Annotated in this window: 14 protein-coding genes; 9 read left to right on the top strand and 5 right to left on the bottom strand. The window is 60.6% G+C overall.

Features of this window, described 5'->3' with window-relative positions; genetic code table 11:
* Positions 1–309 precede the first annotated feature (309 nt).
* Positions 310–678 carry a DUF6124 family protein gene (locus HKK53_RS27620; RefSeq protein WP_169373376.1) on the top strand — a complete coding sequence of 123 codons (369 nt, stop codon included), beginning with the start codon at positions 310–312 and terminating at the stop codon, positions 676–678.
* 114 nt (positions 679–792) lie between these two features.
* On the opposite strand, the gene HKK53_RS27615 is transcribed toward HKK53_RS27620, so the two are convergent.
* Positions 793–1,152: a PilZ domain-containing protein gene (locus tag HKK53_RS27615; protein WP_169373375.1), complete on the bottom strand. Its 360-nt coding sequence runs from the start codon at positions 1,150–1,152 to the stop codon at positions 793–795.
* 235 nt (positions 1,153–1,387) lie between these two features.
* Positions 1,388–1,771, bottom strand: a complete 384-nt coding sequence (locus HKK53_RS27610) for a tetratricopeptide repeat protein (RefSeq protein WP_169373374.1) — start codon at positions 1,769–1,771, stop codon at positions 1,388–1,390.
* 172 nt (positions 1,772–1,943) lie between these two features.
* Here HKK53_RS27610 and pyk point away from each other — a divergent pair, with 172 nt between their 5' ends.
* Both pyk and HKK53_RS27600 read left to right on the top strand, forming a co-directional pair.
* The gene (gene pyk, locus HKK53_RS27605) at positions 1,944–3,395 is read left to right on the top strand and encodes a pyruvate kinase (RefSeq protein ID WP_123600008.1); all 1,452 of its coding nucleotides are present in this window, start codon (positions 1,944–1,946) and stop codon (positions 3,393–3,395) included.
* A 183-nt stretch (positions 3,396–3,578) separates the two neighbouring features.
* Positions 3,579–4,832 carry a delta-60 repeat domain-containing protein gene (locus HKK53_RS27600; protein WP_169373373.1) on the top strand — a complete coding sequence of 418 codons (1,254 nt, stop codon included), beginning with the start codon at positions 3,579–3,581 and terminating at the stop codon, positions 4,830–4,832.
* Between the two features lie 219 nt (positions 4,833–5,051).
* Here HKK53_RS27600 and HKK53_RS27595 read toward each other — a convergent pair whose 3' ends face one another.
* From HKK53_RS27595 to HKK53_RS27585, 3 genes are read right to left on the bottom strand one after another with little or no spacing between them, the layout of a single operon-like run.
* The gene (locus tag HKK53_RS27595) at positions 5,052–5,801 is read right to left on the bottom strand and encodes an enoyl-CoA hydratase-related protein (RefSeq protein ID WP_169373372.1); all 750 of its coding nucleotides are present in this window, start codon (positions 5,799–5,801) and stop codon (positions 5,052–5,054) included.
* A 31-nt stretch (positions 5,802–5,832) separates the two neighbouring features.
* The gene (locus HKK53_RS27590) at positions 5,833–6,768 is read right to left on the bottom strand and encodes an iron-sulfur-binding ferredoxin reductase (RefSeq protein WP_169373371.1); all 936 of its coding nucleotides are present in this window, start codon (positions 6,766–6,768) and stop codon (positions 5,833–5,835) included.
* Entirely contained in the window at positions 6,761–7,867 is a 1,107-nt protein-coding gene (locus HKK53_RS27585) for a GGDEF domain-containing protein (protein ID WP_169373370.1), read from the bottom strand. The genes HKK53_RS27590 and HKK53_RS27585 overlap by 8 nt, the downstream gene beginning before the upstream one ends.
* A 478-nt stretch (positions 7,868–8,345) precedes the next feature.
* Here HKK53_RS27585 and HKK53_RS27580 point away from each other — a divergent pair, with 478 nt between their 5' ends.
* The 6 genes from HKK53_RS27580 to HKK53_RS27555 all read left to right on the top strand — a co-directional run bounded on the left by HKK53_RS27580 (position 8,346) and on the right by HKK53_RS27555 (position 23,436).
* Positions 8,346–9,869 (top strand): fumarate hydratase, encoded by a 1,524-nt coding sequence (locus tag HKK53_RS27580; RefSeq protein WP_169373369.1) that lies wholly within the window; start codon positions 8,346–8,348, stop codon positions 9,867–9,869.
* Between the two features lie 234 nt (positions 9,870–10,103).
* On the top strand, positions 10,104–14,588 hold the full coding sequence (locus tag HKK53_RS27575) for a SpvB/TcaC N-terminal domain-containing protein (protein ID WP_169373368.1): 4,485 nt from the start codon (positions 10,104–10,106) through the stop codon (positions 14,586–14,588).
* Positions 14,585–17,410, top strand: coding sequence for an RHS repeat domain-containing protein (locus tag HKK53_RS27570; RefSeq protein WP_169373367.1), 2,826 nt, complete (start codon positions 14,585–14,587; stop codon positions 17,408–17,410). Before HKK53_RS27575 ends, HKK53_RS27570 begins: the two co-directional genes overlap by 4 nt.
* The gene (locus HKK53_RS27565; RefSeq protein ID WP_169373366.1) at positions 17,407–20,274 is read left to right on the top strand and encodes an RHS repeat domain-containing protein; all 2,868 of its coding nucleotides are present in this window, start codon (positions 17,407–17,409) and stop codon (positions 20,272–20,274) included. Before HKK53_RS27570 ends, HKK53_RS27565 begins: the two co-directional genes overlap by 4 nt.
* A gap of 76 nt (positions 20,275–20,350) precedes the next feature.
* The gene (locus tag HKK53_RS27560; protein WP_169373365.1) at positions 20,351–22,117 is read left to right on the top strand and encodes a sensor histidine kinase; all 1,767 of its coding nucleotides are present in this window, start codon (positions 20,351–20,353) and stop codon (positions 22,115–22,117) included.
* Positions 22,111–23,436: a sigma-54-dependent transcriptional regulator gene (locus HKK53_RS27555; protein ID WP_169373364.1), complete on the top strand. Its 1,326-nt coding sequence runs from the start codon at positions 22,111–22,113 to the stop codon at positions 23,434–23,436. Before HKK53_RS27560 ends, HKK53_RS27555 begins: the two co-directional genes overlap by 7 nt.
* The last annotated feature ends 3 nt before the right edge of the window (positions 23,437–23,439 follow it).

The raw sequence follows: 23,439 nt of genomic DNA, 5'->3' as shown, positions 1-23,439 counted from the left end.
GCGCCTTTGCCTACAAGTCCGCCAGAATCGGCCGGCTTGTGCACTTTTGACCTGCCCCGTAACTTGATTCGTGTCGCTGATAGGCAGCGGCCGGGTTTAGTCGCCCGGGAGGTGGATGCGAAGGTGCAAAGCATGCCAGACGGTCGGGATGTCCCTATCCCCCTTCCTGAACGTTATGGTGGCTGTGCGCAGGGCGCCCTCGGGCGCGCCGGTTTTTCGCATTCCTTCCCGGTCGACTAACCTGTGTACAGCCGCCACCCCTTCGTTTAGTCGCGACTCGGAGGCAGGCTCCACTGGAAGGATGCAAATATGTTCAAAGCAACACCCAATCCGCCGAAAACGGACTCGTTTTCGGCCACCCTCGATGCAAAAAAACTCCGCGAGGCCGCCGACCGCGCCCTCGACCACTACCTCAAACCCAACGCCCACCACTTGCACGCGCCAAAGGATCGAGCCATGCACACCATGTTCACCGTCGCCCCTGAAGCCAAAGCCCACGCCATCAACATCCAGACGTTCGAAACCTTTTCATCGGTCAACATCCTGCTGCTCGACCTGGCCGAAAGCCTGGAGGACAAGCCACGGCACCTGGCGATGGCGATATATCAGTTGAGTGAGATGGGGTTGTTGCTGGTGGAAAAGTCGCTGGAGAATGAGCCGGCAGTCAGCGCGACGTAGGTTTCGGCGCAGCCCTTGCAGGAGCATGGCTTGCCCGCGATGGCGATTTCGAAACCGCCATCGCGGGCAAGCCATGCTCCTACAGGGGAAGGCATTGCAAATGCACAGCTAATATCAAGCCGAAGCAGGCAACGGCTGAAAACTGAAGTACTGGCGCAGCGCACTCACCAATTGCCCATATTCCGGCGGCGCCCGTTGCAGGCTGAACCCGGCGTCATAGTGGTGGGGCGTTGCGTCTTCATGGCACCACAAACAACAGGCCCGCACATCAATGACCTGCTGGCAGCCATCACCCGCGGGGATCTTCAGACGCAAATCGAAGTCAGCGCCAATCATCATCGGTAACTGGCTGATAAGCATCAGCCCGTCTTCGGACACATTGCCCAGGAAGCCGATGGGTTTGTCGGTGACGCTGTTGAACACTTTCAGAAAATACGGCAGTTGATGCCGCTCGATCCGGCGGTCAGTGAACATGCTGAATTCGCTACGCAAGGCCCTTAAGCAGAGCCGCACTAATGCTTCGGAACAGGCCTTCTTATAGAGAAGAGGCGTGCTCTCCCCGCTTCCGGTGTGACAGTCCATCCCGACCGCTGCCACTTACCGCTGCCAGTCGCAGGTGTTACGTCAGTGTAGAGGCAAGGCTCTAAACCGATTTATTCGACTATAGCTCACCCTATACAGTCAGCCAGACTTTGTATGAGAACTGTCCTCAGAAGCGAGTCGGCCGCACCGCCGCCGCACTGCGGGTCGGGTAGTGACCCAGGGATTCCAGGGTTTCCAGGCGCGCGCGGGCCCGGTAGGCGTATTCGCTTTGCGGGTACGCAGCAATGATGTACTGGTAGGTCTGGGCCGCATCGATAAACAGCTTCTGCCGTTCCAGGCACTGGCCGCGCATCATCGACACTTCCGGTTGCACATAACGGCGCGCGCGGCTGGCGCGATCGACCTTGGACAACTCGAGCATCACCTGCTCGCAATTGCCCCGGTCATAGGCGCTGTAGGCGTTATTCAAATGATGGTTCATCGACCAACGGGTGCAGCCCGTAACGCTGAGGGCACTGAGGGCAAGGACGGCAATGAGCGCAAATCGCATGAGGGTTCTCCTGTCTTGAGCTCTGTATCGACCCGTTGGCGGAAATCTTCAGGCTGCCTGTAACCAAAAGTATTCGTTTCAAGATAAAAACGAATAAGTAGTGCACTCGAACAATGACTACAGCCAGAGAGCATAGTAGCCTCACTCAGCGCTTGAACTCAGGAGTCTATGCATGTCCGTCCGTCGCACCAAAATCGTCGCTACCCTTGGCCCGGCCAGTAACTCGCCGGAAGTTCTCGAACAGCTGATTCTGGCTGGTCTGGACGTCGCCCGCCTGAACTTCTCCCACGGCACCCCCGACGAGCACAAGGCTCGCGCGAAGCTGGTGCGTGACCTGGCTGCCAAGCACGGCCGCTTCGTTGCCCTGCTGGGTGACCTGCAAGGCCCGAAAATCCGAATCGCCAAATTCGCCGGCAAGAAGATCGAGCTGAAGATCGGTGACCAGTTCACCTTCTCCACCAGCCATCCGCTGACCGAAGGCAACCAGCAAGTGGTCGGCATCGACTACCCGGACCTGGTCAAGGACTGCGGCGTGGGCGACGAGCTGCTGCTCGACGACGGCCGTGTGGTAATGCGCGTTGATACCGCCACCGCCACCGAACTGAATTGCACCGTGTTGATCGGCGGTCCGCTGTCGGACCACAAAGGCATCAACCGTCGCGGCGGTGGCCTGACCGCCCCAGCCCTGACTGAAAAAGACAAGGCCGACATCAAGCTCGCCGCGGAAATGGAAGTCGACTACCTCGCCGTGTCCTTCCCGCGCGACGCCGCCGACATGGAATACGCTCGTCAACTGCGCGACGAGGCCGGCGGTACTGCCTGGCTGGTGGCGAAGATCGAACGCGCCGAAGCCGTGGCCGACGATGACACCCTCGATGCCCTGATCAAGGCCTCCGACGCCGTCATGGTGGCCCGTGGTGACCTGGGCGTGGAAATCGGCGACGCCGAGCTGGTGGGCATCCAGAAGAAAATCATTCTGCACGCACGCCGCCACAACAAGGCTGTGATCGTTGCGACCCAGATGATGGAGTCGATGATCCAGAACCCGATGCCGACCCGCGCCGAAGTGTCCGACGTGGCCAACGCCGTGCTCGACTACACCGACGCCGTGATGCTCTCTGCCGAAAGTGCTGCCGGTTTGTATCCGCTGGAAGCTGTGCAAGCAATGGCGCGGATCTGCGTCGGCGCTGAAAAGCACCCGACCAGCAAGACCTCCAGCCACCGCATCGGCAAGGTCTTCGAAAGCTGCGACCAGTCCATCGCCCTGGCGGCCATGTACACCGCCAACCACTTCCCCGGTGTGAAGGCGATCATTGCCCTGACCGAAAGTGGCTACACGCCGCTGATCATGTCGCGCATCCGTTCCTCGGTGCCGATCTACGCGTTCTCCCCGCACCGCGAAACCCAGGCCCGCGCGGCCATGTTCCGTGGCGTCTACACCGTGCCATTCGACCCGGCATCGCTGCCGCCTGAGCAAGTCAGCCAGGCCGCGATCGACGAGTTGCTCAAGCGTGGCGTCGTGGAGAAAGGCGACTGGGTCATCCTGACCAAGGGCGACAGCTACCACACCATCGGCGGCACCAACGGCATGAAAATCCTGCACGTTGGCGACCCGATGGTCTGAGTGATCGGTTGCTGAAAAAAAGCCCTGCCGCTTATAACGGCAGGGCTTTTTTATGTCCGAATGGTTTAATCCACTGTCAGTTCTGACAGTAGCCCGCTGCTCTCGCATTCTTTACCTTGGGCCCCGACACGGATCGTTCGGCGTCAGGACAACCCCCCCATCTCACAGGGAAGGAAAGCGAGCATGACGACTCAAAACAAGCCAGGCACACCCGATCTTTCGTTTGGCGGCAACGGAGTAGCAGACCTGAGCCGAGAAGGTGACGGCACGACGGTCACTGCTCTCACTGTCAGCACAGCCGGCAAAGTGGCCAAAAAACTTGGCGACAGCAGCTTTGTCACACTCATTAAGGATAGCGAATTCATATTAACCAAGCGCCTGGAGAACGGGGGCCCCAATCTCTCGTTCGGAAATAGTGGTTCCGGTTATTCAATCGCTCAGTTTGAAAAAAATACCGCCCGCAACGTTCCCGGACAAATCCACCTGGTCGACGACGAAAAGAAAATCCTCGTGATCGGACAATGTGAACCGGACCAACATAACGATATGTGTTTCATCGGCATCACCTGCTTCAATGCCGACGGTACGCTGGACAACGATTTTGGTGTCGAAGGCAGCACTGTTATCAGGTTCAATGACATTCCAGAGGGTCATAAATTTTCAAAGACTGCCAGTGCGGTACAACCCGACGGTAAGATCCTGGTGGCTATCTCAGCCAGCGTCGATACTCGATTGGCTCGCCTCAATAGTAATGGAACACTGGACGATTCTTTTGGCGCGGGGGGTGTTGTAAACGTTCACCTTCCGGAAACTGTCCTCCAGATTGAAGGCATACTTGTGCAGATAGATACCAGCAAGCATGTGAAGATTGTCGTCGGCGGCACTGCCATCCCTGCGGGGAGAGATTACGGATTTGCTGCCCGTTTTAATGCACAGGGACAGCTCGACGATGGGGACGATGGTCGACCAGTGTTTGGCGATAAAGGATATGCAACATTGAAGATTGCTGAGCGGCGAACGGTCATCCGCGCGGTTATTCAGGATAGCGAGCAAAACATTTATCTCGCCGGGAGCTCTCCAGCTGCTGGAAACACGGGGGCTGCCGTCCTTGCGTCTTTTACGGCTGACGGCGAAAAAAATCCCGGCTTCAATAAGGGTGAAGGCCCGGTCTTGACCCGAGTTCCCGATGCAAACTTCCGCTGGCTAGGCGCTGTGGCGACTACCAAGCATCTGAACGTGCGTGGCTACGCAGCCGGCCCGGGTATTGAGGACATTAAACTCGCGCGATTCTTGCTTGACGGCAGTCGTGATGCAGATTTCGGCGAGGATGACAACTTCACCACCCTCAAGAAAGAAGGCGAGGGAACTATAGCGGCACAACCCAATGGGCGTTTGCTGCTAACCCAAAACCACAAAATGCACCGCTTCCTTGGTTAGTCGGGCCCGACGATCCCACAGCGAAAAAACAAAAGCCCCGCCGTGTGAACGGCGGGGCTTTTGGTTCCTGGACCTGGAAGTGTGGTGACAGAGATGACGCCGTCGCGGGCAAGCCTCGCGCCGACAGAGCCTTGTGGTTGGCACACATTCCGTGAACACCCACGCCCCTCGTAGGAGCGAGGCTTGCCCGCGAAGAGGCCCGCCCGATCACCACAAGACTCAATGCCGGTTGATAAACCCCGACAACGCCGCCAGCGCTTCCGGCGAACGCAGCCGTTGGGTAAACAACACGCCCTCTTCTTCGATCACTTTGCGGATCACTTCCCGATCCGGCGCTTTCATCAATTGCTTGCTGATGCGCACGGCCTCGCTTGGCAACGATTCAAACTTCAACGCCATCTCCCGCGCCTTGGTCAGCGCCGCTTCGCCACTATCCAACGCTTCGGTGGCAATGCCCCATTCCGCCGCTTGTTCACCACTGAACCCTTCGCCTAGCAACAACAACTCCGCCGCTTTCGCGTGGCCGAGCAATCTTGGCAGGATCAGGCTGGAACCAAACTCCGGGCATAACCCGAGATTAACGAACGGCATGCGCAACCGCGCATCGCGGCTGACGTAGACCAGATCGCAATGCAGCAACAGCGTGGTGCCAATCCCCACCGCCGCGCCGGCCACGGCGGCGATCAGCGGTTTGCGGCAGTCGAGCAGGCTGAGCATGAAATGGAACACCGGGCTGTCGAGGTTGCTCGGCGGTTGCTGGATAAAGTCGGCGATGTCGTTGCCGGCGGTAAAGCATTCGCTGCTGCCGGTGATCAGCACGGCGTTGATTTCCGGGTCGCTGTCGGCCTGTTTCAGCGCTTCGGCCAAGCGGCTGTACATGGCGCGGGTCAGGGCATTTTTCTTGTCCGGGCGGTTCAGGCGCAAGGTCAGCAGACCGCGCTCGCGTTCAAGTTGGATGGCATCGGGCATGGCGAGTCTCGCGTCGTTATACGATCAGCGCTCAACCACGGGGCAGGAAGGTATCGGCCAGCAGTTGATTGCGCGGCAGTCCCGCCAGGTACAGGCGCCGGGCAAAGGCGTCGACACTGTCGGGGCCACCGCAGAGTAAGGCCAGGGTTTGCCGGGAAACAAGCCGCAGTTGCGCCAACGCCTGCGGCAACTCGGCCGGGGTCCAGAGCTCGACCGTGAGGTTGTCACGGCCCGCGGCCATGGCTTGCAGGGGTTTGGCCAGGTAATGCTCATCAGCGTCATGGGCCAGGTGAATGACGCGGATGGCGCCCTGGTGATCCTGGCGCAACGCTTCGCGCAAGATGCCGAACAACGGCCCCAGACCGGTGCCGGCCGCCAACAGCCACAGCGGTCGAGTGTGCCAGTCCGGGTCGTAATGCAGGGCGCCGCCGCGCAGTTCGCCGAGGCGCAGCGTATCGCCGATCTGCAGCTGACGCGCGGCGTCGCTGAATTCGCCGGGCTGGCGGCAATCGAGGTGAAACTCCAGGAAGCGGTCTTCGTCCGGCAGGCTCGCCAGCGAATACGGACGCGCCACGCGGCCGGCCCACAACACCAAATGCTGGCCGGCGCCGTAGCGCAGCGGTCGTTGGGTGATCAGGCGCAGGCGCAGCACATTGGCACTGAGCCAATCGACGGCGGCGACTTCGGCGGGGCTGCCATCGCGCTGCGGGTCGAAGGTGTGCACCTGCAAGTCCTCGACCACCGCACACTGACAGGCCAGGCGCCAACCTTGCTGGCGTTGCTCCGCGCTCAGGGCATCGGGACGACTGTCGCTGGGCAACCCTTGCACACATTGCACCAGACACGCATGGCAACTGCCGGCGCGGCAGCTGTAAGGCACTGACACGCCGTTCTGATTCAAGGCATCGAGCAGGTTGCTGCCCGCCGCCACCGACCATTGGCGTTCGCCGACGCGCAACTCAGGCATCAACGTTCTCCCACGCTGCCGCGCAACGATTGCGGCCGTCGCGTTTGGCGCGATACAGCGCCTGGTCGGCGCGTTGCAAGGCGTCGTCGAGGTCGTCGCCCAGTTCCAGCAAGGTCATGCCGGCGCTCAGGCTGAGGTTGCTCACGCTCAGGCCGAACAATTCGACATCGGTGAACGCGATGCGCAGCCGCTCGCAGCAGGAGGTCAGGCGTTCGGCATCACAGTCGGGGAGCAACACCACGAATTCTTCGCCGCCGTAACGGGCCAGTACATCGCCGTTGCGCAGGCACGCCGTGGCCACTCCGGCGAAGGCTTGCAGCACCTGATCGCCGGCGGCATGGCCGTGTACGTCGTTGATGCGTTTGAAGTGGTCGAGGTCGATCAGCGCCAGGCCGTGGACTACACCGGCATCCATCGCACTGAGTTCGCGGGAGGCCAGGCGCAGGAAGTGGCGGCGGTTGAACAGGCCAGTGAGTTCGTCGGTGGCCACCAGGTCTTCGAGCTGGCGCATCATCCCGCGCAGGGTGTCTTGATGCGCCTGCAAGGCGAAGCGGCGCTGGCGCATGAGCTGGCGCGAGGCCTGGACGTAACGGGCGTAAAGCACCAGCCACACCAGCACGATAAACAGCACACACACCTGCAACAGCGCCAGGGCCGGCTCGGGCAACTGGAAGTGGTAGCCCTCCCACAGCGTGATCGCGCTGAAACTGAAGAACACCAACAGCGCGCACCGCACGAAGGCGCGGCGTGACAAATGGAACAGGCCGAACAGCAAAATCAGGATGTAGAAGACCAGGAACGCGCCGCGGGCCTCGTCCAGGTGAAAGATCAACCAGGTTTGCCAGCCCAGCCCCAGCAATACCTGGACTTCGGTCAGGCTCGGATCGCTAAAGCGCAGGTTGCAACCGCTGTAGAACACCGCAAACAACGCCGCCTGAGTGATGACCACCAGCGCACTGCCCACCGCGACACTGGCCAGGGGTGCATCGAAGTGCCCGGTAAAAAACGCCAGCCACAGCAGCAGTAATGCCAGGGCATAGGTGCCGGCCGCGAGGGCAAAACGTTTGAGCAACAGGCGCTGGATGGCGTTATGGGTCAATCGTTGACTCACCGAAGGAGGAGAGGCTGAAAGAGTGTCCTACTCTACAGACCGATTGCCACTTTAGTGGGGTGACCGATAAATGACCATTCAATTTTCGGAGCGGAAAACTGGCGTCAGAACGCTGACTGGAATCCGCTGTGTCCCTGTGCGTACGCCCCCCGGTAGGAGCTGTCGAGTGAAACGAGGCTGCGATCTTTCTGCGTTCGTTTGAGTCTCGAGTGAACCTGAAAAGATCGCAGCCTCGTTTCACTCGACAGCTCCTGCACAGCCCCTACAGGGAACCGTGTGCTCCCTATACGACCAACGATTGACTGTCGGCGCGTGTACCCGCCACCGAGCCGCGTTATACTGCCGCGCCTTTTTAGCGTCGCGCCAGCTGCCCCGGCGTGCCTTGTAAAGGTGCTTGCAACCGACCGATGCACCCAAGCTGCAAGCACCTTATTGAATGTTCCCGTCTTTTAGAGGAGCGCGACTCATGACCGTGATCAAGCAAGACGACCTGATTCAGAGCGTTGCCGACGCCCTGCAGTTCATTTCCTATTACCACCCCGTTGACTTCATTCAGGCGATGCACGAAGCCTACCTGCGCGAAGAATCGCCAGCGGCCCGTGATTCGATGGCGCAAATCCTGATCAACTCGCGCATGTGCGCCACCGGCCACCGTCCGATCTGCCAGGACACCGGCATCGTCACCGTGTTTGTCCGTGTGGGCATGGACGTGCGTTGGGATGGCGCGACCATGAGCCTGGACGACATGATCAACCAAGGCGTGCGCCAGGCGTACAACCTGCCGGAAAACGTCCTGCGTGCCTCGATCCTCGCCGACCCGGCGGGCGCTCGGAAAAACACCAAGGACAACACCCCGGCCGTGATCCACTACTCCATCGTTCCGGGTAACACCGTGGAAGTGGACGTGGCGGCCAAGGGCGGCGGCTCCGAAAACAAATCGAAGATGGCCATGCTCAACCCGTCCGACTCGATCGTCGACTGGGTGCTGAAGACCGTGCCAACCATGGGCGCCGGCTGGTGCCCACCGGGCATGCTCGGCATCGGCATCGGCGGCACCGCCGAGAAAGCCGCAGTGATGGCCAAGGAAGTGTTGATGGAATCCATCGACATTCACGAGCTGAAAAAGCGCGGCCCGTCCAACCGTATCGAAGAGATGCGCCTGGAGCTGTTCGAAAAGGTCAACCAACTGGGCATCGGCGCCCAGGGCCTGGGTGGCCTGACCACCGTGCTCGACGTGAAGATCATGGATTACCCGACCCACGCCGCTTCGTTGCCGGTGTGCATGATCCCGAACTGCGCCGCCACCCGTCACGCGCACTTCGTGCTCGACGGTTCCGGCCCGGCTTCGCTGGAAGCGCCACCGCTGGACGCCTACCCGGAAATCGTCTGGGAAGCCGGCCCATCGGCCCGTCGTGTCAACCTCGACACCCTGACCCCGGAAGACGTGCAAAGCTGGAAGCCGGGCGAAACCGTGCTGCTCAACGGCAAGATGCTCACCGGTCGCGACGCCGCGCACAAGCGCATGGTCGAGATGCTGAACAAGGGTGAAACCCTGCCGGTGGATCTGAAAGGTCGCTTCATCTACTACGTCGGCCCGGTTGATCCGGTGCGCGAAGAAGTGGTTGGGCCTGCCGGTCCGACCACCGCGACGCGGATGGACAAGTTCACCCGTCAGATCCTCGAGCAAACCGGCCTGCTGGGCATGATCGGCAAATCCGAGCGCGGCCCGACCGCGATCGAAGCGATCAAGGACCACAAGGCCGTGTACCTGATGGCAGTCGGCGGAGCGGCTTACCTGGTGGCGCAAGCGATCAAGAAATCCCGCGTCGTGGCGTTCGCCGAACTGGGGATGGAAGCCATCTACGAGTTCGACGTCAAAGACATGCCGGTCACCGTTGCCGTAGATAGCAACGGTGAGTCGGTACACATCACCGGTCCTGCGATCTGGCAGAAAAAGATCAGTGAAAGCCTGGCGGTCGAAGTGCAGTAAGCGCTTCACCCACCAGACACGGCCGGGTCGTCTCTCCAGATGACCCGGCCGTTTTTTTTGCCTGCCGTTTGACCGCTCGTTATAAACAGCCACGATTGCCAAGCTATTCGTTCTAGAAAACCCAAGTCCACCTGTCAGATCTGACAGGTTACGCGCAGCCGTCATCTTGATAGCGTTGATCTACCACGACACCTGTTACCGACACGGAGCAGGCTCGAGACAGGATCAAGCAAAATGGAAGACCAAGCGTCGCTGAGCATCACCACGCCCTCCATTTCCCGGAGTGCCTCGATTGCCACCGTGGGTAAAAGCTGGGGGCCGGTCGGTTTTACCGGCAGTGCTTCATTCGAGCTGCCTTTGCCGCTGTCGGCCGGGCGTGGCTTCGACCCGAGCCTGATGCTGCGCTACGACAGCCTGTCCGGCAATGGCTCGTTCGGGATCGGCTGGGGTATCCACCACAGCGCGATTTCCCGCCAGACCAGCAAGGGTGTGCCGCGCTACCTCGACGATGATGTGATGATCGGCCACGACGGCCAGCAGTGGCGCCCCGAGCGTGATGAACAGGGGGCGATCAAGTCCCGGACCGAAACCCAATACCGCGGCTTGCCGATTGGTCCGCACAACGTGGTGCGTTATTACCCGCGCGTCGAATCAGCCTTCGAGCTGATCGAATTCTGGCGCTCGGACGCCAACCCTCAGGGTTTCTGGCTGGTACACGGCGTCGACGGCAGCCTGCACCTGTTCGGCAAAGCCGACACCGCACGGGTGGCCGACCCGCAAGACCCGCAACGTGTGGCCTCGTGGTTGTTGCAGGAAAGCTTGAACGCCCACGGCGAACACATTGGCTACGAGTACAAGGCGGAGGATTCAGCGCCGGCGCCCGGCCAGGCCCATGACTACCGGGCCCAGCGTTACCTGCATCGGGTGCTCTATGGCAACGCTGCAGCGAGCAGCCATTTGTATGGCTGGAACGAGCAGGAGCAGCCTTCGTGGCACTTCCACCTGCTGTTCGACTACGGTGAACGCACCCTGGATCTGGAACAGAAGCCGATCTATGGTCCGGAAGGGTTGAACCCGTGGCTGATGCGCAGCGATCCGTTCCATCACTATGGCAACGGGTTCGAAGTCGGCACCCGGCGCCTGTGTCATCAGGTCTTGATGTTTCACCACTTCCCCGACGAATTGGGGCCGACCCCGGCGCTGGTTCGGCGGCTGTTGCTGGAATATCGCACCACGTCGCTGGCGTACAACCAATTGGTCGCGGCGCACTATCAGGCATACGACGCCAGTGGTGCGGTGGAAAACATGCCTCCGATGGAGTTCGACTATTCACCGTTCGAACTCAACACTCAGCCCAGCGCATTCTTCCCGTTCGATCACATGCCCGGCCTCGAAGACGGCCAACGCTTTCAATGCATCGACCTGTTCGGCGAGAGCCTGGTGGGGTTTCTCTGTCGCTACGGCCAATGCTGGTATTACCGTGAGCCCTTGCGCGTCGAAGCTGGCGGCGATGCCGTCGCCTATGGCCCGTGGACAGAACTGAGCCAGATACCGCGCGCCGATCACTCCAGGCCCGTGCAGCAGATCCTCACCGACCTGACCGGTGACGGGCGTCTGGACTGGATCATCGCCCAACCGGGCATGAACGGCTTTCGTGCCCTCAAGCCGGATCGCAATTGGTCCGAGTTCATCCCCTTCACCGCGTTCCCGCCGGAGTACCTCCAATCCTTTGCGCAAATGGGCGACTTGACCGGCGACGGCCTCAGCTCCCTGGCACTGATCGGCCCCAAGAGCGTGCGCCTGTACGCCAACCGGCGCGACAAAGGTTTTGCCAAGGGCCAGGACGTGCCCCACACACCGGTCGACGACCGCTTGCCGTTGTTCAGCGACTCGCCCAGCGAACTGGTGTTTTTCGGCAACATGCTGGGCAGCGACATGAGCGAGCTGTGCCGCATTCGCCACAATGAGATCAAATGCTGGCCGAACCTGGGCCACGGGCGGTTCGGCGAGGGTTTTTTGATGAGTGCCCTGCCCTTCACCTACCCCGAGTTCGATGCCGCGCGCGTACGCATCGCTGACCTGGATGGCTCGGGGGCGCCCGCGCTGATTTACCTGCAATCCGATGGCTTCGATATCTACTTCAACCGCGGCGGCAATGGCCTGGAGCAGACACCGGTGCGGGTGCCGTGGCCCGAAGGTGTGCGCTACGACAACCTGTGCCAGGTCACCCTCGCCGACCTGCAAGGCCTGGGTTGCAGCAGTTTGATCCTGACCGTGCCACACATGAAGCCACGGCATTGGCGCTATGATTTTGTCCACGCCCGTCCCTACCTGCTGGGTATGAGCAACAACAATATGGGCTGTTGCACACGGGTCAAATATCGCAGCTCGGGCCAGGAGTGGCTGGACGAAAAACAACAGTTGCTCAAGCGCAAAATGCTCCCGGTGTCGTACTTGCCGTTTGCGGTGCAAGTGGTCAAGGAACAGTTCCAACGCGATGAAATCAACGGCAATCGCCTGGCGCAGACACTGACTTATGCCCAAGGCTACTACGACGGCATCGAACGCGAGTTCCGCGGCTTTGGCCTGATTCGCCAGACCGACAGCGAAGCCAGCCCGGACGAGACTGACAGCGGTTTCACGGAACCGGCGCTGGTCTGCACCTGGTTCCATACCGGCCGCCAGGTGGACATGCCGCGCGAGGGTTATTTCAGCGCGGACTCCGAGGCCCAGGCACTGGGCGATACGCTGTTCTGCCGCTACCACGTCAGCGATGGCTGCGATGAACCGGTCACGCCAGACGCACCGACTGCCGACGAAATCGCCTATGCCCTCGCCGGTTCCGTGATGCGGACGGAAACTTACGCGTGGAACGACGACCGGCCCTATCAGGTGCAGGAGTACCGCTACAAAGTCCGTGAACTGCGGGCCATGGATGAGCATTCGCCCTACGCGGTGCTGCTGCCTTCGCTGCTGGAAACCATCAGCTACCAGTACGAACGCTTTATCGACGACCCGCTGTGCCAGCACGAAATCACCTTGAGCCAGGATCAGTTTGGCCTGCCGAGCCATTCGCTCACCGTTCACTATGCCCGACGTAAAACCGCTCTCGACACGCCACCGTTCGATGATGCGGATGAGCAAGCCTGGTGGCGGGATGCCCACGACCCGGCCCAGCAGTCTTACTACCTGAGCGAATCGCGCGCCGAGTTCATTCACCTCACCGAGCCACAAGGCTGGCGACTGGGGCTGCCTTATCGGCAACGCGGTAACGCATTGAAGTTGCCCAAGGGCTTGTTACCGGCAGGGCTCAATCCGGAACAGATCAACTATGAGTTGATCCTCGCCCATCTCAACAGCGTTGAATGGAACAACGGGCGGGAATTGACGACGCAGGTGGTCCAGCGTTATTTCAAAACAACTGATCGCACGGTGCTTGCCGATGGCGAGGCAGACTTCGAAGCCCTGGCTGCCCCCCAGGAGATCGCGCAGCTGGATGAAACTGCGCTGAACGCCTACAACCAGTTGGCTCCACCGTTCGACATTCGCGCAGAACTGGCGAAGATCGGCTACGAGCCCATGCCGCTGTTCCTTGAGCCAAATGCCGAGGAAGACCTGAAGAAAAACCTGTGGTCCTCCCGGTACGGGTTTGCCGAGTACGGCGACCCTGCCGACTTCTACAAAGTGCGCAAATACCACGAAACCCTGAGCCATGGGGTCACCCTCGCCGACTACGACGCCTATCACCTGGCAGTCATCCGGGTCGAACTGCCGGATGGCTGCACCACCCACGTCAAATACGATTACCACGCCCTGCTACCGTTGCGCATCATCGACGCCAACGAAAACATACAGGAAGCAATTTACGAACCCTTTGGCCAGCCGCTGGCGGACAGTTTTTATGGAACCGAAAACGGCGAACGCGCCGGGTTCCGGCCGCTGAGTGAATACGAGCTCCCCGACAATCACCTGCCGGATTCGGCGATCGCCGACCCACACGCCGCACTGCAACAAGCGGCCAGCATCCTGCGCAAGGACTTGTTCAGCTGGATGGGCCGGCTCCCCGAATCCACCCGGCAATCCTCCGCCTGGCTGGCCGGCTGGATCGCGGACGGTTATGTGTTGCCGAGCCTGCACATTCGCGCCAGTGCCCGGGTGCGCCTGGCCAGGCTCAAGTCCCGGACTTCGGCTGAACAGGCACTCAAGGAATTGATCGCGGCGGCACCGCGCGAACCGGTGCACAGCGTGGTCCTCACCGCTGACCGCTACCACGATGATCCGCTGCAGCAGATCCAGATCGTCAAAGCCTGCGTGGATGGCTTCGGCCGTGCCTTGCAAACCCAGCAAAAGGTCGAGCCGGGGATTGCCTACAGCGCCGACGAACACCTCGAACTGGAGCTGGTGGATGGCAAACCGTTGGAGCAACACACGGATTCGCGCTGGCGCATCAGCGAACGGGTGGAATACAACAACAAGGGCGCGGCGACGCGAGTGTTCCGCCCCTATTTTTGCAACACCCATGGCTACATCCGCGACCAGTCCTTCCGCCTGTTCGGCTATCACGATCAACAGTTCTACGACGCGTTGGGCCGTCCGATCAAAGTGATCAGCGCCAAAGGTTACATGTCGTTCGATTCCATCAATCCCTGGTACAGCACCCATCACGACTTCAATGACACCTACACACCGCCCGTGACACCCAAGGTACTTGCGCCATGAACAACACGGTGCACTGGCGTACACCTTCGCTGGTGGTCAACGACAGTCGCGGCCTGTCTGTTCGCCAAGTCGCGTACTGGCGTAAAGAAGCCGGGTCAACCGCGCAAGCGCTCATCACCCACCAACACCATGACGTCGTTGGCCGGCTGACCGAGCAATGGGATCCGCGACTGTCGGGCAACGCACCAAAACCCAACCTGAGCACGATTTATCGACTGTCCGGCGAGCCCGTCAGTGTCGACAGCGTCGATGCCGGCTGGCGCCTGAGCCTGGCCGGGGTGGCCGGTGAAGTGCTGCAACGCTGGGACGCACGTGGCAGTCATTGGCGCACCACTTTTGACAACCAACTGCGCGTCATCGCCCTCGAAGAAAACGCCCGGCCGGACGTCGAACGCTTCACCTATGCCGACGCCTCGGCCGACGCCGGCCATAACCTGCGCGGACAGCTGATCGAGCAACGTGATCCCTCGGGCAGCCTGCGCTTCGACAGCTACAGCCTGGACGGCCAGGCACTGCGCGAAAGCCGCACGTTTGCCGATGATCGCGCCTATCGCAGTACCCGGCTCGTCAGTGCGCTCGGTGTGGTGTTGAAGCAGAGCGATGCCGGCCAGCATGAGCAGCGGTTTCGCTACGACATCGCCGGGCAACTCAAGCAGGTGCAGTTGTTGATCGATGCCGGCGGCGATGTGCAGGACATCCTCAGCGATGCGCAGTACAACGCCGCCGGCCAGATCATCGCGCAACACGCGGGTAACGGCGTGCTCAGCACCTGGACCTACGACCCGGCCGATGGTCGCCTGAGCCAGCTCAAGGCGCAAAAAAACCAGGAAAAACCGCTGCAGGATTTTGCGTATGTCTACGACCCCATGGGCAACGTGACGCGCATCGAAGACCTGGGCTTCACACCCGCCTATTTCCGCAACCAGCGCATCGACGGCCACCGCGACTTCCGCTACGACTCGCAGTATCAACTGCGCAGCGCCACCGGCTACGACGACGCCCCGCCGTCGGACCTGCCGGGGCGACCGCAGCCTGGCGACCCGAACAATCGCCATAACTACACGCAGCGTTATGACTATGACGCGGGCGGCAACCTGATCACGTTGTCCCACGAACGCGACGGCGCCAGTTATACCCAGCGCATGTTCATCTCCCCGACAAGCAACCGTGGCGCACGCTGGAAAGACGGCGATCCGCAGCCGATCCTCGACGAACTGTTCGACCGCCACGGTAACCTGCTGGCCCTGCAACGGGGTCAGCCCATGAGCTGGAATGCCCGGGATCAACTGAGCCAAGTCGTCCTGCTCGAACACAGCAACGGCCTGCCCGACGACGAAGAAACTTACCTTTACAGCCAGGGCGTCCGCGTCCGCAAAAGCCATAAGAGCCACACGCCCTCGACCACGCATTTCCAAAACGTACTGTACCTGCCGGGCCTGGAAATCCGCACGCGCGACAACGGCGAAGAACTGCACGTGATCACCGTCTCAGGCGGGCGCGGTCAGGTGCGTTGTCTGCATTGGGTGGCGGGCCAGCCGGAAGGCATCGAAGCCAATCAACTGCGCTACAACCTCGACGACCATTTGGGTTCCTGTGCGATGGAGCTCGATCAACAGGCGCGGGTGATCAGCCACGAAGGCTACTACCCGTTTGGCGGCACGGCCTGGCTGACGGCCGGTTCACGGCTGGAAGTCAGCTACAAGACCATTCGTTATTCGGGCAAGGAGATGGATGACAGTGGGCTGTATTACTACGGTGCCCGGTATTACGCGGCGGGGTTGCAGCGTTGGGTCAGTGCCGATCCGGGGGGTGATGTGGATGGGCTGAATCTGTATGGGTTTGTGGGGAACAATCCGTTGCGCTATGTGGATCCTGAAGGTGGGGTCAAAGCGGAAAATGCGATTACCTTCTACGCGGAATTCATTTCCGTCCTCGGCGAGCTTTCCACCAAGACACTCGGACAGGTGCATGACGTCGTCAATAAAAAGCACATCAAGCGGAATCTGCTAATGAATTTCGTCAGCGTGGTGCCCGCCGGGGTAATCGGTTATGAAGCCGGCAACGTCTTCGGTGCGCAAGCAGGCCAACTCATACCGGATGTCCCTCACGCGACCTCCGTCGGTGGCACCGACAGGTTGCCGTACGTCGAGGCGGTGACTGGCGGCAATTTTGGTGGGGATATTGCCGGCTCAATAACCGACACGGTTACGCAGCTGGGCGGTCAATTAACAACTTTTGCGCAAAACATGGGACGCACGGGCCCGCTCATACCGCAAACCTCCACGATGTCCGTTGCAGCGATTGATCGTGCGCTAGGCGTCCCTGAAGTCGCCAACGAAATACAGCTCAACTGGAGCAGTATCAAGGATGAGGTGATTGATCCGACGCTGAACGCAATCCTCAATCCGGACTTCATCATAAATAGAGGCATGGGCGCGTGGATATCGATCCTCCCTGGAGCATTCACAATGTTTCAACGGGCGGTAGAGGCTGAGGACATCAAGAACGGGCTCGACCCGGCCAAGATCGCAAAAATCGACGGCATGCTGGCTGATTGGAAAACCGCCACCCTGCAACGTAGCGCCTGGATGGAAAACGCTTTCGATGCACTGGGCACAAACGTCGTCCAGTTGGGACAAGGCCCCAATGGAGCGCGTGCACCGATTACCCGGGCAGGCCTGCAACAGGCAACCACCGCAACGCTCCATAACATCCATCAACTTCAAGGGGCCATGGCCGCCTATAAGGAGGCGGGCACCACGGATAATCAGTTTTTAGCGCAGCAACGCAACACTGCCGCCAAAAAGGCCTCGCTAAGATGACAACCTTCCAAAGGGCCGGTGGGCCATTCGCGTCTGTGCATTCGGGGACGCCGACGTTAAGTGTCAACGACAGCCGAGGCCTTATCGTTCGTCGGGTCGAGTACCTGCGCAAGGTCGCGGGTGCAGCAGTGGAAACACTCATCGACCGTCACCTCCACGACGTTCCGGGCCGCGCCGTCGAACAATGGGACCCCAGACTGTTCGATCACGCGCCGACAGCGAATGTGATCACGGTCTATCAACTGACCGGCGCCCCCGTGCGGATCGACAGCGTCGATGCCGGTTGGCGTTTGAGCCTGTTCGGGGTCGGCGGTGAAGTGCTGCAACACTGGGACCAACGCGCCAACCACTGGCGAACCACCTATGACGATCAGCTGCGCGTTATCGCCCTGGAAGAAAACGCCCAGCCAAACGTCGAGCGCTTCACCTATGCTCACGGCTTGGCAGAGGCCGGCCACAACCTGCGCGGCCAGATGATCGAGCAAGTCGATCCTTCGGGCCGCGTCAACATCGATAGCTTCAATCTCGGCGGCCAGGCGTTGCGCGAAACCCGGACATTTGCCCAGGGTCAGGCTTATCTCAGCCACCGAAACTACAGTGCGCTTGGTGCCGTGCTCAACCAGACTGACGCCGGCCAGCACCAGCAACAGTTGCGGTATGACATCGCCGGACAACTCAAGCAGGTGTTACTGCAGCTCAAAACCGACCTTGCGCCGCAACCGATCTTGCTCGATGCCCAATACAACGCCGCCGGCCAGCGCCTGGCGCAAACCGCCGCCAATAACGTGATCAGCAACTGGACTTATGACCCGGCCGACGGGCGCCTGTGCACCCTCAAGGTTGGGAAACCCGGCCAGGCGTTGCTGCAAGACCTGATGTACCAATACGATCCGACCGGCAATGTGCTGCGTATCGATGACCACACCCTGGCCACGGTGTATTTCGCCAACCAGCGCGTGGAAAGCAACCGACAGTTCAAGTATGACTCGCTGTACAGATTGATCCGGGCCAGCGGTTTCGAAGCCGAAACACCCAACCGTCGACCTGGCTTGCCACCCGTGCAAAGCCCGATCGACACCGCACGCCGCTATAACTACGTGCAGCATTATGACTACGATGCCGGTAGTAACCTGACGACCTTGCGCCACGAGCGTGACAACAACAATCACACCCATGTCTTTCGCATCAATCCCCACAGCAACCGCGGTGTGCGCTGGGAGGAAGGTGATCCCGATCCGGTCTTCGAAGAGCACTTCGATGCCCAGGGTAATTTGCTGTCACTGCAAAAGGGTCAACCGTTGCACTGGAATAGTCGCGGTCAACTGGCAGTGGCCCGGCTGATCGAACGCAGCGACGCTACCGACGACGAAGAAACGTACGTCTATAGCCAAGGGGTGCGAGTCAGTAAACAAGCAGTGTCACAGGCTAGAGCGGTCACCCACACGCGCACTGTGCTTTACCTGCCGGGCCTTGAAATCCGCACGCGGGACAACACCGAAGCGCTGCACGTCATCACTTTGCCCGGCAACGTGCGTTGTCTGCATTGGGTCACCGGCCAGCCAGCCGATATCGAACCCGATCAACTGCGCTACAGTCTTGACGATCACTTGGGTTCCAGCTCACTGGAACTGGACCGTCATGGCGAACGGATCAGTCAGGAAATCTACTACCCTTTCGGTGGTACCGCCTGGTGGGCGGCGCGCTCGGCGGTTGAGGCGAGTTACAAAACGATTCGATATTCCGGCAAGGAGATGGATGTCAGCGGGCTTTATTACTACGGTGCGCGCTATTACGCACCATGGTTGCAACGCTGGGTGAGTGCCGATCCGGCGGGAGATGTGGATGGGCTGAACCTCTATGCGTTTGTCGGCAATAACCCCATCATCTTCGTTGACGCGGACGGTGAAGCCAGACGCAGCTTCATGAAACTGATGATCGAACCTGACGACGAGCGCGCAGCCAGAAGAGCGAAAGCCGCAGCGGTTCGGCGGCAACAGATAGCCAACCGGAATTTATCGGATGCGATCGAGCGCCACTTGAAGATTCTTGAGCTTACCAGCCGCAGGGCCAAGGAAGCGCGAAGGCAAATTGCCAACCATCGCTCGGCATCCTCCCATGGTGCCTCCGCCGCCATTCGCACTGTGGCTCATATCGGTGGGCAAGCGCTCAGCTACGGTCTGGGAGTCGGCGTCGGTGGCGCCGCTGCCGCACTGGGTAGCGTCGCCGGACCGGTTGGCGTTGCATTTGGCATCATTCTCGGATTTCTTACCAAAAAGGCTATCAGCTCCGGTATCGACTTTGCGGCCGAAAGCTTGAGCTTGAGCGCTTCGGTCAAGTTCAAGGCAGGCAAGCTGAACCCCGAGCGAATCGTCAGCAAAGGTGATTACAAAACGATGGACTTCGCCCCCTACGTCATCAGAAAGTTCAAGGGCATCGCCAGAGGCGTCGTTCAATTGAACAAAGCGGGTTGGCTGAAGGCCAGCAAAGAAGGTGGGACCGCGGCAGCCAACACCGTCGCCAAAGTCGCCAATCCCGAATTGGCCAGCGAAATCGGCGCGATGGTCAGTACGCTGGCGGGTGCTTTCGAAATACTGCATGAAGTCGTTGGCGCCGGAAAAACACTCACCCCGGAAAAAGTCGGCAGAGGGAATTCTTTCATCAGCGGCATGATCGATGTTCTGAACAAGAGCGTAGAGGAAATAGGAAGTCTTTTTGAAACGGCAGGACGTGACTCCATTAATACCTATAGACCGTTTAGTAAAGTTTTCGGAACGCCAGAAGGCGATACACTCGACAACATCAAAAGCAGGACGGACGCGACCATCACCCAGTTGCGCAAAACGCAGGCAACCCTGCTGGCTTAATCACGCCATCAGGGCATCGGGGAAACGGGGCGGTGCATGTTATCGTGCTCGCCCTACCCCGCGCCTGACTCTTCCCATGTTTGCGACCTCCCGCCCTCTGCGTCTGCTGCTCCATACCCTGCTGATAGGCGCGGGCGCTGTGTTTGCTGCCGGGTTGGCAATACGCCACGCCGAACACCAGGCTTTGGAAGAAGACGCCGCCCGCGCCAGCCAGCAACTGGCGCTGTACGCCAACTCCCTGCACACGCTAATCGACCGCTACCGAGCCCTGCCCGCCGTGCTGGCGCTGGACCCGGAATTGCGTGCGGGCTTGAACGGTCCGGTGAGCCCTGAACAGCAGGACCTGTTGAACCGCAAACTGGAAAAGATCAACGGCGCCGCGCAATCCTCCACCCTGGAATTGCTCGACTACACCGGCCTGGCCGTGGCCGCCAGCAATTGGCGTTTGCCCAGCAGTTACGTGGGCCACAACTACGGTTTTCGCCCTTACTTCAGCCAGACCCGCACCCAGGGCACCGGGCGCTTTTATGCGGTCGGGGTGACCAGCGGCATTCCCGGTTACTTCTTGTCCAGTGCGGTGACCCGCGACAACGGCGAGTTCCTCGGCGCGATGGTGGTGAAACTCGAATTTCCCGAACTTGAGCGCGAATGGCGCCAGGGCAGCGATACCCTGCTGGTCAGCGATGCCCGCGGCATCATCTTCATCGCCAACCAGCCCGGCTGGCGTTATCGCACGTTGAAACCGCTGAGCGACAGCGATCACACCGAACTGAAAGTCACCCGCCAATACGACAAGCAACCGCTGACACCGCTCAAGTATCAGTCGGTGCGGCGCTTCGACGACAACAGCAATCTGGCCCGGGTCGATGGCCCCGACGGCGCAGCGGATTACCTGTGGGAATCCCTGCCGTTGCCCGCCGAAGGCTGGACCCTGCACCTGTTACGCCGCCCGCAAATCGCCTTCGAAGACAGCCGCAATGCCGGCCTCGCTGCCGCCGGTTCGTGGCTGGCGCTGGTGTTTCTGCTGCTGTTCCTCAACCAGCGCTGGCGCCTGGCGAAGATGCGTCAGCGCAGCCGCGAAGAGCTGGAACAATTGGTGGAAGAACGCACCCGCGACCTGCGCACCGCCCAGGACGGTCTGGTGCAATCAGCCAAACTCGCGGCACTGGGGCAGATGTCGGCAGCGCTGGCCCATGAAATCAACCAGCCGCTGACCGCACAACGCATGCAGTTGGCGACGCTGCGGCTGCTGCTCGATCACGGCCGGGTCGATGACGCCTACAAGGCGCTGAAACCGGTGGACGACATGCTCACACGCATGGCTGCGCTGACCGGTCACCTGAAAACCTTCGCCCGCAAAAGCCCCAGCGGCCTGCGCGAACGGCTGGACCTGGCGGCGGTGGTCGATCAATCCTTGCAGTTGCTCGATGCGCGGCTGCGCGATGAAAACGTCAGCACCGTGCTGCACCTGACGCGCCCGGCCTGGGTGCGTGGCGATGCGATTCGCCTGGAGCAGGTGCTGATCAACCTGTTGCGCAATGCCCTCGACGCCGTGCAGGACAAACCCTGCAAGCGTTTGGAAATTCGCCTCGAAGCCGATGAACAACTGTGGCGCCTGACCGTCGCCGATAACGGCGGCGGCATTGCTGAAGAACATCTGCCGAACGTGTTCGATCCGTTTTTTACGACGAAACCGGTGGGTGATGGTCTGGGCCTGGGGCTGGCGGTGTCGTTCGCTATCGTGCATGAATCCGGCGGACGCCTGAGTGCCGACAATCACGATAACGGCGCGGTGTTCACCGTGACCTTGCCGATCGATCTGGAGGAACCCGTCTCATGCTGAATTCGGTGATGGTGGTCGACGACGAAAGCAGCATCCGCAGCGCCGTCGAACAGTGGCTGAGCCTGTCGGGTTTCGAGGTGCAGCTGTTCAGCCGCGCCGATGAATGCCTGGCGCAGCTGCCGGCACATTTCCCCGGGGTGATCCTCAGCGACGTGCGCATGCCCGGCATGACCGGTCTGGAACTACTGGCCGAAGTGCAACGCCGGGATGCCGATCTGCCGGTAATCTTGCTGACCGGCCATGGCGATGTGCCGATGGCGGTCGAAGCGATGCGCGATGGCGCCTACGACTTTCTGGAAAAACCGTTCAGCCCGGAAACCCTGCTCGGCAGTTTGCGCCGTGCCTTGGAAAAACGCCGGTTGGTCCTGGAAAACCGCGCCCTGCACGTCCAGGCCGACAACCGCGCCAAACTCGACGCGACGCTGTTGGGCGTGTCCCGTGGCTTGCAGACCTTGCGCCGGCAGGTGCTGGATTTGGCGACGCTGCCGGTCAACGTGTTGATCCGTGGCGAAACCGGCAGCGGAAAAGAACTGGTCGCCCGTTGCCTGCACGATTTCGGCCCGCGCGCCGACAAGCCGTTCGTGGCGCTGAACTGCGCGGCAATTCCCGAGCAGTTGTTCGAGGCCGAGTTGTTCGGTCACGAGAGCGGCGCGTTTACCGGCGCGTCGGGCAAGCGCATCGGCAAACTCGAATACGCGGATGGCGGCACGCTGTTTCTCGATGAGATTGAAAGCATGCCCTTGGCGCAGCAGGTCAAGTTGCTGCGGGTATTGCAGGAACAGAAGCTTGAGCGATTGGGCTCGAACCAGAGCATCCGCGTGGACTTGCGGATCATCGCCGCGACTAAACCCGACCTGCTGGACGAAGCCCGGGCCGGGCGTTTTCGCGAGGATTTGGCGTATCGCTTGAACGTCGCCGAGTTGCGCCTGCCACCGTTGCGTGAGCGGCGCGAAGACATTCCGTTGCTGTTTGAAACCTTCGCGCAGAATGCCGCCGAACGCCTGGGCCGGACCTTCCCACCCTTGAGCGGCCCGCAACTGAGTCACCTGCTGAGCCATGACTGGCCGGGCAATGTGCGGGAACTGGCGAACGTGGCCGAGCGGCAGGTGTTGGGGCTGGGCGAGCCGGAGCCGGTGGGGATTGATCCTGGCCAGTCGCTGGCGGCGCAGCAGGAAGCGTTTGAAGCTCATTGTTTGCGGGCGGCGTTGACCCGGCATAAGGGCGATGTGAAAGCGGTGCTTGAAGAGCTGCAACTGCCACGCCGGACCTTCAATGAAAAGCTGCAGCGGCATGGACTCACCCGCGAGATGTTCCTCTAACTG

Source organism: Pseudomonas sp. ADAK7, from assembly GCF_012935675.1.
Lineage (GTDB): Bacteria > Pseudomonadota > Gammaproteobacteria > Pseudomonadales > Pseudomonadaceae > Aquipseudomonas.
Note: the sequence above shows the minus strand (reverse complement) of the source record. Positions and strands in the feature narration are given on the sequence as shown.

Coding starts and splice junctions, on each gene's coding strand:
- HKK53_RS27620 (WP_169373376.1), top strand. CDS start 310: ATGTTCAAAGCAACACCCAATCCGCCGAAAACGGACTCGTTTTCGGCC.
- HKK53_RS27615 (WP_169373375.1), bottom strand. CDS start 1,152: ATGTTCACTGACCGCCGGATCGAGCGGCATCAACTGCCGTATTTTCTG.
- HKK53_RS27610 (WP_169373374.1), bottom strand. CDS start 1,771: ATGCGATTTGCGCTCATTGCCGTCCTTGCCCTCAGTGCCCTCAGCGTT.
- pyk (WP_123600008.1), top strand. CDS start 1,944: ATGTCCGTCCGTCGCACCAAAATCGTCGCTACCCTTGGCCCGGCCAGT.
- HKK53_RS27600 (WP_169373373.1), top strand. CDS start 3,579: ATGACGACTCAAAACAAGCCAGGCACACCCGATCTTTCGTTTGGCGGC.
- HKK53_RS27595 (WP_169373372.1), bottom strand. CDS start 5,801: ATGCCCGATGCCATCCAACTTGAACGCGAGCGCGGTCTGCTGACCTTG.
- HKK53_RS27590 (WP_169373371.1), bottom strand. CDS start 6,768: ATGCCTGAGTTGCGCGTCGGCGAACGCCAATGGTCGGTGGCGGCGGGC.
- HKK53_RS27580 (WP_169373369.1), top strand. CDS start 8,346: ATGACCGTGATCAAGCAAGACGACCTGATTCAGAGCGTTGCCGACGCC.
- HKK53_RS27575 (WP_169373368.1), top strand. CDS start 10,104: ATGGAAGACCAAGCGTCGCTGAGCATCACCACGCCCTCCATTTCCCGG.
- HKK53_RS27570 (WP_169373367.1), top strand. CDS start 14,585: ATGAACAACACGGTGCACTGGCGTACACCTTCGCTGGTGGTCAACGAC.
- HKK53_RS27565 (WP_169373366.1), top strand. CDS start 17,407: ATGACAACCTTCCAAAGGGCCGGTGGGCCATTCGCGTCTGTGCATTCG.
- HKK53_RS27560 (WP_169373365.1), top strand. CDS start 20,351: ATGTTTGCGACCTCCCGCCCTCTGCGTCTGCTGCTCCATACCCTGCTG.
- HKK53_RS27555 (WP_169373364.1), top strand. CDS start 22,111: ATGCTGAATTCGGTGATGGTGGTCGACGACGAAAGCAGCATCCGCAGC.